General features: G+C 32.3%; 11 protein-coding genes. All 11 read left to right on the forward strand.

The annotated features are described in order from the left end of the window. The first annotated feature begins 292 nt into the window (after positions 1-292). The 11 genes from DWX65_RS14445 to DWX65_RS15445 all read left to right on the forward strand — a co-directional run bounded on the left by DWX65_RS14445 (position 293) and on the right by DWX65_RS15445 (position 11,602). Positions 293-580 (forward strand): PqqD family protein, encoded by a 288-nt coding sequence (locus DWX65_RS14445; RefSeq protein WP_118173719.1) that lies wholly within the window; start codon positions 293-295, stop codon positions 578-580. A gap of 6 nt (positions 581-586) precedes the next feature. Further along, positions 587-1,633, forward strand: coding sequence for a radical SAM protein (locus DWX65_RS14450; protein ID WP_118173720.1), 1,047 nt, complete (start codon positions 587-589; stop codon positions 1,631-1,633). Between the two features lie 70 nt (positions 1,634-1,703). Beyond that, positions 1,704-1,868, forward strand: coding sequence for a hypothetical protein (locus DWX65_RS15065; protein WP_158564757.1), 165 nt, complete (start codon positions 1,704-1,706; stop codon positions 1,866-1,868). Positions 1,869-2,005: 137 nt separating this feature from the next. Then, positions 2,006-3,673, forward strand: coding sequence for an ATP-binding cassette domain-containing protein (locus tag DWX65_RS14455; protein WP_118173721.1), 1,668 nt, complete (start codon positions 2,006-2,008; stop codon positions 3,671-3,673). 12 nt (positions 3,674-3,685) lie between these two features. Continuing rightward, the gene (locus DWX65_RS14460) at positions 3,686-5,434 is read left to right on the forward strand and encodes an ABC transporter ATP-binding protein (RefSeq protein WP_118173722.1); all 1,749 of its coding nucleotides are present in this window, start codon (positions 3,686-3,688) and stop codon (positions 5,432-5,434) included. A 237-nt stretch (positions 5,435-5,671) separates the two neighbouring features. Continuing rightward, positions 5,672-6,340 carry a response regulator transcription factor gene (locus DWX65_RS14465; protein ID WP_118173723.1) on the forward strand — a complete coding sequence of 223 codons (669 nt, stop codon included), beginning with the start codon at positions 5,672-5,674 and terminating at the stop codon, positions 6,338-6,340. Between the two features lies 1 nt (position 6,341). Then, positions 6,342-7,748, forward strand: coding sequence for a HAMP domain-containing sensor histidine kinase (locus DWX65_RS14470; protein WP_118173724.1), 1,407 nt, complete (start codon positions 6,342-6,344; stop codon positions 7,746-7,748). A 119-nt stretch (positions 7,749-7,867) separates the two neighbouring features. Beyond that, positions 7,868-8,620: a hypothetical protein gene (locus tag DWX65_RS14475; RefSeq protein WP_118173725.1), complete on the forward strand. Its 753-nt coding sequence runs from the start codon at positions 7,868-7,870 to the stop codon at positions 8,618-8,620. Positions 8,621-9,157: 537 nt separating this feature from the next. After that, positions 9,158-9,583 (forward strand): helix-turn-helix domain-containing protein, encoded by a 426-nt coding sequence (locus DWX65_RS14480; RefSeq protein ID WP_242997890.1) that lies wholly within the window; start codon positions 9,158-9,160, stop codon positions 9,581-9,583. Then, positions 9,561-10,301 carry a LytR/AlgR family response regulator transcription factor gene (locus DWX65_RS14485; protein WP_118173727.1) on the forward strand — a complete coding sequence of 247 codons (741 nt, stop codon included), beginning with the start codon at positions 9,561-9,563 and terminating at the stop codon, positions 10,299-10,301. The genes DWX65_RS14480 and DWX65_RS14485 overlap by 23 nt, the downstream gene beginning before the upstream one ends. 497 nt (positions 10,302-10,798) lie before the next feature. Then, positions 10,799-11,602, forward strand: a complete 804-nt coding sequence (locus tag DWX65_RS15445; protein ID WP_242997891.1) for a sensor histidine kinase — start codon at positions 10,799-10,801, stop codon at positions 11,600-11,602. The last annotated feature ends 10 nt before the right edge of the window (positions 11,603-11,612 follow it).

An 11,612-nucleotide genomic window follows, 5' to 3' on the forward strand; every position in this document is an offset into this window, starting at 1 on the left:
GAATTACAACATATTTCGTAAGTGGTAATTAATAAACATCAATATTTATTTAGAGTATGAAATTTATAGAATTTCAATATTCGGGAAAAATTACATTTAAATTTGCTTTTTCAACGGAAAGAAAGTGTTAGAAATTTAAAGGCATATAATCATATTTAAATATTCGACAAATAATAGTTTGGTTCGTTATTAATTTGTATGTTAGGTAATTATCGAGGAAAACTGCAAATTCGTATAATTAACGAATGTACTTATTTATTTGAAATGAAGAAGCAAAGGAGGAACAAATCAAATGCTTAAAGATGATGTTGTTGTGATGAAAAAAAATTGCCTTGAAGATGATATAGAAAAAGTAAAGGTGATTTTGGGAAAGGATGAAAAAAGCATTTTTAGGCTGAATGAAACTGCAAAGTTTATTTGGGATAACTGTAACGGAAGAAGGATTTCTGAAATCTCGACCTTGCTATTTGACGCTTGCGTAAACAAGGAATCTCTGGATATTGATGTTATTAGTGAAGATTGTAGAGAGATAATATCAATGCTTTTAGATAATGACTTGATAGAAATAAAGGAGGTGTAAGCGGAAATGAAAAAAGCATCTGAACAGATTAAGATTACAGGACTGTATATCGAACTTACATCCCAGTGTAATTTAAGATGTTTACATTGTTATAATGAGTCAGGAGTTTCTACGCATAGGATTGATGTAGAGTCATTTCAAAATATAATAAAAGATATTGAGAATCCTGCGGGTGTTAGCGTAACTTTATCTGGCGGAGAACCATTATTGCATCCTGATTTATGGAAATTTATTGAAATTCTTTATCAGAAAGGATTTGGTCAAATTTTGATTATAACTAATGCGACTTTAGTAACGAAAGAAGTGGCTGAAAAATTAAAAAAATATGGCGTATCAGTGCAGGTAAGTTTAAATGGTTCTTGTGCCGATATACATGATCAACTGTGTGGAAAGGGAAATTTTGATAAAACCCTCACAGGATTGAAAACATTAAAAGCTGCAGGTATTAATAGGATTTTGGTTAGATATATGCTGGCCAAATTTAACTCAGAGGATTTGATTGAATTCTTGACGTTAATGAAAAACATTGGAATTACACATATAGACATAGCAATATTAACCGTTCTTGGACGTTCAAAAGATAATTTGGAAAAGCTATATTTGCCAGATATAGAACGTGACAAGATAGTTCAAATGTACAAAAAAGATAGCAGGGTAAAAAGCTACATAGAGTCAGGGATGGAAGTGAAGTTCCCGGAGGGTACAACAATTGGGTGCCCATATTTGAATAGTATGGCAGATGAGATACCGATTACTCCTCGTATATCAGCAGATGGATTGGTACATTTTTGCCAGTTGTTTTCAGACGAAAAGTATGCTGTAGGCAGTATTAAGGAAAGTAATACTGTGGATATTTTTAAATCGAACCAATGTAATGAATTAATTGATTTTTTCAGGCTCGGTGTGAAATATATGAATGGATGCGATAAATGTGTATGGAAATCTTCTTGTGGAAGAGGATGCATTGCTTTATGTGTGAGTAATGGTTCAATACAAGAAACGGATGGTAATTGTTATTTGCGAAAAAAACAATTGCTTTCTGATTTGAAATAATAAAGGTTATAAGATGAGCTTAATCACTGTACGAATGCATTCAAAAGAAAGAACATATGGAGGTAGAAACATGGAATATACAAAACCTGTAATAACAAAGAATGAACTCGAAGTCGATGCACAGGGATCTGCAAGAAGTTGTGGATCATTCAAGTGTACATCAAGTAACTTTAACTGCAACAATTATGACTGTACGAAAGGCGGACACAAATTTAACTGCAACTCTGGCTGGTAAAATATAGTTTGCCGTTCCGAGGGAATTTTATACATTTTATAATATAGCGTTAGTATAGTGATTAGGCATAATTCCCTGAATATAAGGGCTTTTCCAATGGAAAAGTCCTTATTAAAGTTAAGGGAGATTGGAGAATTATGAGAATTTATAAATGGCTATTTAATGAAATTACTAAATTATCAGTCAAATATACAGTTATCTTGGCATTGCTAATTATAGTTCAAAACATTATGAAACCTTTAGTGTTGTTGGTTTATCAATATATAGCTTCAAATGATATAACAATAGTATTGATTTCTGTTGGAGTTCTTTTTTTGGTTTATATAATTAAAGAAATTGCGAATAATTTTGCAGACGTAATAACTGTAAAGTATAGTAATCTGGTAGAAATACATCTATTAAGACGATTATATAATAGTGTTGCAAATAAAAATATATTGTTGTTAAATGATGCAGAATACGTATTGAAGTTACAAAGAGCTAGGTGCTTTATTGAATCTTCAAGTCTTAATTTTTATAGGATAGCGATTGTATTAATATGTGAAATTATAGAAACTGTTTTTTCGGCAATAATTATTGGAAGAATAAGCCTTTTGTTTATGCTATTATTTTTAGTTATGAGTTTAATAAATAATTGCACCTTAAAAAAGTATAATAGTGATTTAGTTAGGATACACAAAGAACAAGATGTAAATTTAAGAAAACAAAATTATTTTTCTGAATTATTACAAAATAAGATTTACGAAAAAGAAATTAGAATTAATAAATTATTTTCATGGTTAGAAAATAAACGAGAAAAGTATTTTAAATCTACTGAAATGGAACATAGAAAATTCTCTGAAAAGTGGAGTAAGATTAATTTTTTGATTTCATTTATACTTCACTTGATAGAAACTGGAGTAGTAATTTTGGCGGTTTATTTACTTTCTGTTGGTCGATTTTCTTTAGGGGATGTTGTTGCTCTGATAACAGGGCAGTCGACAATTGTAGGTTCTGTTTCACAAATAATAAAAAGCTATTCATTTTTTAAGCAACAAGAATATCAGGCAAAAAATTTATATGAGTTACTCCATGAGGATAGAAGTAAAAATATCGAACTGAAAAAAGAAGAAGGATTTTTGAGATTAGAAAATATCAGTTTTCGATATGCTGATAAAAACAATATAGATAATTTATCATTAGAATTAAAACAAGGTGAAAAGATTGCTCTGGTTGGCTCTAATGGTTCCGGTAAGAGTACGCTTATAGGAATTATTCTTGGACTATACAAACCAACAAGTGGAAAAGTAAGTGTTAATGCAGATATGACAGCAATTTTTCAGGATTTTGCAAGGTTGCAAGATTTATTAAAGGTTAATATAAATATGGGTGATATTTTCAATGAAAAGAATACAGAGAAGATGAACAGTCTGTTAGAACAATCGTTTATAGATTTGGGTATTTTTCCTCTAGGGTTAGATACAATGTTATCTAAAGAATATGGCGGTATAGATTTATCGTTAGGACAGTGGCAGAAAATAGCATTATGTAGAGCGTTATATAAAAAGGCTGATGTAGTAATATTTGATGAGCCGACTTCTTCACTTGACCCATTGGAAGAAAAGAGACAATTTGAAACAGCGTTTAAATTATTAAAAGATAAAACCGTTATTATTATTACTCATAGAGTGGGAATTACAAATTATGCGGATAGAATTTTATTTATGGATGACGGGAAGATTGTAGAGGAAGGGACGCAGGAACAATTATTGAATAGGAGAGGTAAATTCTACGAATTATATGATTCTCAAAGAAAGTGGTATTAGTAGGAGGCTATTATGAAAAAAACAGTGCAGTTCATTCTTGAAATTCAAAAAATATTGGATAAGAAAACTTGGATTAAAGTGAAACTATTTTATTTAGCAGTCTTATTAAGTGCCATTTTTGAACCTATTGTATTAGTTTTATACAAAAATTTATTGAATATGCTATCTAATCAAGTAGCATTTGCAAGCACTATTTTTTGGGTCGTATTCGGATATGAGTTCGTGCAATTACTTTCTGGTTTCTCTATGTTGTTAATTGGGCATGAAAAATTAAAATTAGAATATACGCTGAACAATATTTTGATAAAAGCAGTTCATAATAAGTTAAACCGAATATGTGAAGAAGAATTTGAAAAAGAAAATACTTATAATCTTTTGGAAAGAGTAAAAGAGAGTTTTGTAAATAGTGTATTGAGTATTATAGATGGTTTAATAGGAGGTGCTACTCAAATAATACAATGTGTTGGCTGTGTACTAATTGTCACTAGGATAAATTTGTATTTGGGATTAGCAATGATATTGGCAAATATTCCATATATAATTGTTAATATAGTATATAATATTAAGGAATATAAAATAAAACAAAAGTGTAGTTTGAAAAAAAGGCAAGTATCTTATTACGAAGAACAATTACAATATAGGAAAAATGCTAAAGACATAAGGTTATTTAATGCTACTCCATATATGTTGAATAGAATAGAAAATCTTAAAACAGATATTACTAAAGAATACGTAATGTTATATAACAAAGAAGTATGGCTCAAATCAGCAACAACAATATTAAAATTTGTTGTTACTGGATTATGTATTATATTATGTATCAAACCCACTTATTATGGTACAGCAAATTGTGGTGATATTGTTGTTCTTATTACGGCTTCTTTGAATTTGGAAAATAAAATATTTGAATTATTCGAGAATTATTATTTGATAATGAATTGTGGGTTTATAATTGAAGATTGGTATAGTTTTTCGGAATTACCTGAAGAGAAAGAAATAAAATCAAATGATACTATAGAAAATTATTCTATAACATTCAGAAATGTATCCTTCAAATATCCCGGAACAAACAGATATGCATTGCAAGGGGTTAATTTACATATTAAGCAAGGTGAGAAGATTGTTATTATAGGTGAAAATGGAAGTGGAAAAACAACTTTTATAAATTTATTGCTTGGTTGCTTTTCATCATATACTGGAAATATACTTATAGATGGAAAGGAAATATGTAATGTATATGATGAAATAAGAAGAAACTGCTCTGTGGTATTTCAAGATTTCTTAAAATTGCAATTATCAATCAAAGACAATATATTTTTAGAACAGTCATCTTTGTTTGAGGAAAAGCAAATTGAAGAACAGGTATATTTTATAGGTAATTTAAAAAATGGAATCAATACAGTTCTTGGGCAACTTGAGGAAGGTGGTATTGAATTGTCTGGAGGTGAATGGCAGCTCATCGCTATATTGAGGGCTATGGTAAAAACAAATAAAAAAATAATTGTTATGGATGAACCGACCTCATATTTAGATTCAAAAAAGGAGGACTGGTTTTATGCGACATTGTTGGAGATACCAAAAGATATGACGGTGATAATTGTTTCCCATCGCCTAAGTGTAGCAAAATTATGTGACAGAATAGTTCTATTTAAGAAGGGCAGAATAGAAACAATGGGAACGCATGAAGAGTTGATTGAAAATTCTGAGGAATATAAAAGAATGTATTTTAGTCAAAAAGATATGTATGATATTAATTCATAAAGTAATAAAGGAATTGTAATAAAATTAAAGGGGTGTTGCACTGCTTGTGAACAGCTCCTTTTTTGTATAAAAAATAGTCAGGCTCGTATCAAACGTATACTGGTAGAAATATCAGAACGTTATGTGAGACGGTGTAAACGGTTGGTAGATAAAATAATTATTTAACCAATTTCATTTTTGTGTGAAAACACACAGAACACAAAAAAGTATGATATGATATTTAAGGAGGTAATATTTATGCAAAAAATTTTAGTTGTTGAAGATGATAGGGATATTCAGGAATTATTACAAGAGTTTTTAAAAGAGGCAGGTTATATGATTGATGTTGCAGTAGATGGCGTAGAAGCGATTACTATGTTTAATACAAATTCATATGACTTGATTTTATTGGATATTATGTTACCCAAAATTACAGGGTATAGTGTCTGCGAACTGATACGCAAACAATCACAAATCCCGATTATTATGCTTACTGCTTTAGATAGTGAAAGTGATCAGGTAAAAGGATTGGATTTGCAAGCGGATGATTATATTACAAAACCCTTTTCTATGCCCATATTGCTACGAAAAATAGCTGCCGTTTTACGCCGCTCTAATAGAAATAGTGACGATAATGTTTCTATACATTATAAGGATTTAATTTTGGATTTAGATGGTTATAAGGTTTATATCAAAAATGTAGAATATGATTTAACACAAAGAGAATTTGAAGTGCTTAGAGAATTACTCTATCATCAAGGAAAGGTTCTTTCTCGGCAGTACATTCTTAATACATTATGGAAATATGATTTTTATGGAGATGAACGTGTAGTTGATACACATATAAAAAATCTTCGTAAAAAACTAAATATTGATTATATAGAAACAATAAGAGGAGTGGGATATAAAATTGAGAAGGAAATGTAGTTTGGTTATTAAAATTTTTGCGATAACCTGTTTATTGATGATAATTTGTAGCTCGGCTACGTATGGGTTTATTGCGTGGTTAGTTCCTAAAACATATAGTACAGATTTGGATGTGCAACTGAATAAGAACGTAAACATTTTAATATCTGAATTGGAGAGAACGTCAGGAAAACAGAGTGGATTTCTGTTTGATGAGTTTTTATTAAATAATGATGTGATTTTACAGTTGTTTGATGAGGATAATCAGGAGATTGCGGTTCCTTCACAGTATAATCAGGTTTTTCCGAGTGTTATTGATGGTAACGCTATAGTTTATGAAAGCGATGAAGCTTCTTATCGTGCAACACATAGTTATCTTTTTGCTTTTAATGATTCTAAAATAATCTATACTTTATGTGTGACAGGTGATTCACAGCCAGTCAACCAGTTAATAAACACAATCGATAGTATAGCTCCAATATTGATGATTGTAATTATCTTGATTTCAATTGTAGACGCAGTATTTTTTTCTATCTATGTTACAAGACCTGTTATTGAAATTAGTAAGGTATCAAAGAGAATGTCTGAGCTTGATTTTACATGGTGTTGTAACGAAAAACGTAATGATGAATTAGGAATATTGGCACATAGTTTAAATGAAATGTCACAAAAATTATCATTGGCATTACATGATTTACAAACAGCCAACAGTCAATTAAAAGAAGATATTAATCGTGAACGCAAGTTAGAGCAAAACCAACTTGATTTTTTTTCTGCTGTATCACATGAATTAAAAACACCCATTACAGTTATTAAAGGGCAACTTGAAGGTATGTTGCTTAATGTTGGAAAATATAAAGAACGTGATAAATATCTTGCTCGTTCTTTGGAAGTGGTAAAATCAATGGAAGGAATGGTACAAGAAATTTTAACAATTTCTCGTATTAAATCATCAGGAGTTATCCTTCATTATGAAAACTTTGACTTATCAGAGATAATAAAAGAGGAGTATAGTTTATTTGAAGATATTATTATTAAAAAACAGTTGAGATGGCACGAGGATATACAAAAGGGATTAATGATTATTGGTGATAGAATGCTTTTAAATAAAGTTATAAATAATCTTGTGTCTAATGCAGTCCAGTATTCACCATGTGGAGAGGAGGTTTTTGTTTCAGCTTGCAATATAGAAGGAAATATACAGTTTGTTATAGAGAATACAGGTGTAAGTCTTTCAGATAATGATATACCTCAAATTTTTAATGCTTTCTATCGTGTGGAACCGTCACGTAATCGACAGACAGGGGGAAGTGGATTGGGGCTATATATTGTAAAAATGATTTTGGAACAACATCAAGCAAAGTACCAGATAGAGAATTCGGCGTTGGGTGTATGTTTTACAATAAATTTTGAAAAAAAAGTCAATTAAGAAAGTTTGTTTGTCACTTCAATTTTTGCAACTACACATAAAACATACAATTTCCACAATAAAACACCATATACGTTTGTTAAAATATAAATATCAAAATTTGGAAGGAGAGATATTCAATGAAAAATTTTAAACTTAAAGGTATTTTAATTGCTTCAGGGTTAATCTGTGTATGTGCTTTGGCAGGATGTGCAACAAGTAATAATACTGATCAGCAGAACAGTGCTTTAGTGTCTGAACCGTCAGTTATGTCAAAGGCAGAAAAAGACTCTTTAACAGCGGAAACGCCGGGGGAAAGTGTTGACTATGCTGTGTATGAACAGTATGGCTTGATTTATGATGAACAGAACGGTTGGTATACCTATAACGAAAATGTAGTGCGATTTTTCAATGATCCAGTAGCAGGTGCAAGCTTCACAAATTTTTTTACAGGAACAGTAGACATTGAAGCAAAACGTGATGAAAATAAAGAGCTTATAGGTATTGAGGAGTGTTCTCAGGAAACATATGATAGCCACACAAAAAAATATGCAAAATTTGCAAATATGTCATCATCTGCACTGCCAAGCACTATACAATATGAAACAACACAGAATAGTGAAGAGTGGCTAAAGGATTACGAGACATATGGAATTGCCTATAACAAATCAGATAATAGTTGGTATTATAATAGTGAGAAGATACAGATATTAATTGACAGTGAAAAAGCGATTGTCTATTCAACTGATGAAGATGGTGTATGTCTTGCAGTTTCCAGAGGCGATAACCATGAAATAACTGAAATCAAAGTAATTTCTCTAAATGATGCACAATTGTTGTTACAGGCTAATAATCCGGGTAAAGTGCTTGACTCAACAATGGAAGAGAATTAAAAAAAATATTTTTTGTCGGTTTTACTTAAAGCTGAGGTTATGCATTTAGTATAATCGGAAAACAATTTAGTATCAAAATAATAGTAAAAAGGCGCATGGAAATAAATTGCAATCCATGCGCCTTTTCATGTTTATAGGAAAATAATGATCGATAACAATTAGACCAATGGCGTAGAGCAGCCTTACGGTGACTCGTTCGCTTTTCCTTTCATCACTACTGCGGTAGAACCCACCATGCCTTTCAGGCAAATATGGTAAAAATTTTTTATAAATTGCCACGATATTCCCTGTAATATTAGGGCAGCGCGTTGTACCAAAGATTTTGAAAAATGTGATTTTTCTTTGAAATTGACGGAATAGTGGACTGCTGTTTATCAAATTTTTATCCGTTATTTTAATTGTAACAAAAGGTATATTATTCTCAAAATTAACCTGCCATATAAAATAAATATGATGTTTATTAATTACCACTTACGAAATATGTTGTAATTCGTTTACATTGTATAGTTGTGAGAGAGCTCCCAATAATTATGTAAAATGATAATTAGAAAGGATGTTGCCATTATGACTGAAAACCGTATCCGTGAGCTGCGCAAGAGCCACAACATGTCACAGGAAGCCCTCGGGGCTGTAATAAACACCACCCAGCAGGCGGTAAGCAAGATGGAAAAAGACATCTGTTTCATCTCCACAGACCTGCTTATCAGCATGGCAGAGTATTTTAATGTTACCACTGACTATATTCTCGGATTATCCGATATAAAACGGGATTTAAGCGGACAATTCCGTATGAATCAGGAAATGGACCAATGTTATGATATTGTGCTTCGCTACCGTAATCTGTCGGACATAAACCAAAAAACGCTGAGATGTGTTTTAAAACGTTTAGAGCAGGCACAATTAGAGGAAATTGAGCTGTGTACAAAGGAAGTGAAAACAAATGCTGAGGATAGCTGTATGTGATGATGATTTGAAATTTACTGGGGATTTTGAGACACTTGTTCTTCAGGAAAGCCGAAATATGGGAATCCGGGTAGAAACGGATGTCTTTTCCGATGGTGATACACTTGTGAAAAGTATTTTGTCCGGAGAACGCTATAACCTTATTTTTCTGGATATTGAAATGAAGCAGGTAGATGGTATTTCAGCAGCCCGATGTATTCGGGAGATTGACCGTTCAGTATTACTGATATATATATCCGGATACGATCAATATCTAAAAGAACTGTTTGAGGTAGAACCATTTCGTTTCCTTTCAAAACCAGTAAACGATAATAAATTTTGCCGTTATTTTCGGGAAGCCTGTCAGCGAATCGGAGAAACAGAAGTCTTTTATCAGTTTACATTTAATAAAGAAATTAAAAAAGTTCCTTTAAAGGATATCGTATATTTTGAAAGCCGTAATCGTATGGTATATATTTATTTCCGTGATAATAGTTTTGAACATTTTTACGGAAAACTGAATGATGTGGAAAAGGAACTGACAAACAGTAGACAGTATTTTCTGCGTACACATCAATCTTTTTTAGTGAATTATGATTACATAAAAAAAATGAATTTCTTTAATGTAACAGTCAGTATTGGGGGCAAAGAGATAGAATTGAAAATCAGCGAAGACCGACAGAAAGAAGTAAGAAGACAGCTTTGCGAGATTGCGGGTGGAAAGGCGGTCGTTGAGTAATGGATTATTTTGTATTTGTATCTAATCTGCTTTTACCGATACTGCAGCTTTTAATTATACAAAAATACATGAATATTTTCCTTGGTCCAGGGAACCAGAAATATGCAGGATGTATCGGATGGGTTGTCTATTATGTTTTTTTAGTTGCAATAAGTACGGGAATGCACTTCCCTTCAATCCTACTTTTGGCAGGAAATATTTTATTAGTATTCATAATTAGTACTATTACCAGAAGAAAAAGTCTGAAAAGCCGTGTCATATTTACTATCTTGATATGTACCATGTGGATGCTGGTGGAAGTTATAGTTTTGAAGGCATTAGAAATATCCTGTGCAAGTGAGTCCGTCATTGAAAATGCTGGAAGCTTCATATCTAAAATGAGTATGCTGTTTTTGTCTGTGCTGATCGGCCGTTATTCAAAAGGGAAGACGCATTATGAAATTCCCCTGCAGTATTTTTTTGTAATTCTTTTAATCCCTGTAAGCAGCATTTATATAATGCACCATATATTTCTCATTGCAGCAGAATATGAAGAGTATGCGGTATTCTCATCCGTTACCAGCTTTTTGCTGTTGTTGGTAAACTATGTTATTTTTGAGGTATATGACTGGATGGGGCGCGATGCGGGAATACGTGCACAAAACTGTCTTTATGAACAGCAGTTGGAGCTGTGCAGCCGCCAATCCGAAGAAAGAGAACACCTTTACCGCACGGTACGTCAGATGCGCCATGATATGAAAAACTACCTTTCAGGGCTTTTAGGGATGGTTCAGGCAGGAAAAATGGAAGAAGCGTCAGACTATATACAAGCAATGCTTGATGACGGCATCAGCGACCGGACGGAAGAAATCTCCCGTAGTGGAAATATCGTGGTCGATTCCCTGATAAACCATAAATATGCCCTTGCCTTGAAAGACAATATCCGATTTGATGCAACAGTATTCATTCCCTCTGCACTACCGTTCCACAATGGGCATCTTTCAATCATTATTGGGAATTTACTTGAAAATGCACTGGAAGCCTGCAAAAAGCTGCAGCAGGACCAACGGTACATTAACCTTGAGGTACTATATGTAAAAGAGGTTCTTCAGATTCATATAAAAAACAGTTGTCTGCCGGACTGCCAGACAGATAACACAGGGAAATATCTTACCACTAAAAAGAATAAGGACTGGCATGGTCTGGGAATGTCATCAATAGAACAGACGGTGGAATGTTACCATGGAGAAATAAATGCGGAGAATAGAGGAACGGAATTTGAAGTAACGGTAATTATGTATGGATCTATACAGGAAAAATGACGAGCTGTAT

It is taken from the genome of Roseburia sp. AF20-18LB, assembly GCF_003461185.1.
GTDB lineage: Bacteria > Bacillota > Clostridia > Lachnospirales > Lachnospiraceae > Roseburia_C > Roseburia_C amylophila.

Bases quoted from the DNA above. Each gene is read 5' to 3' on its own strand.
- DWX65_RS14445 (WP_118173719.1), top strand. From the start codon at position 293: ATGCTTAAAGATGATGTTGTTGTGATGAAAAAAAATTGCCTTGAAGAT.
- DWX65_RS14450 (WP_118173720.1), top strand. From the start codon at position 587: ATGAAAAAAGCATCTGAACAGATTAAGATTACAGGACTGTATATCGAA.
- DWX65_RS15065 (WP_158564757.1), top strand. From the start codon at position 1,704: ATGGAATATACAAAACCTGTAATAACAAAGAATGAACTCGAAGTCGAT.
- DWX65_RS14455 (WP_118173721.1), top strand. From the start codon at position 2,006: ATGAGAATTTATAAATGGCTATTTAATGAAATTACTAAATTATCAGTC.
- DWX65_RS14460 (WP_118173722.1), top strand. From the start codon at position 3,686: ATGAAAAAAACAGTGCAGTTCATTCTTGAAATTCAAAAAATATTGGAT.
- DWX65_RS14465 (WP_118173723.1), top strand. From the start codon at position 5,672: ATGCAAAAAATTTTAGTTGTTGAAGATGATAGGGATATTCAGGAATTA.
- DWX65_RS14475 (WP_118173725.1), top strand. From the start codon at position 7,868: ATGAAAAATTTTAAACTTAAAGGTATTTTAATTGCTTCAGGGTTAATC.
- DWX65_RS14480 (WP_242997890.1), top strand. From the start codon at position 9,158: ATGATAATTAGAAAGGATGTTGCCATTATGACTGAAAACCGTATCCGT.
- DWX65_RS14485 (WP_118173727.1), top strand. From the start codon at position 9,561: ATGCTGAGGATAGCTGTATGTGATGATGATTTGAAATTTACTGGGGAT.
- DWX65_RS15445 (WP_242997891.1), top strand. From the start codon at position 10,799: ATGCACCATATATTTCTCATTGCAGCAGAATATGAAGAGTATGCGGTA.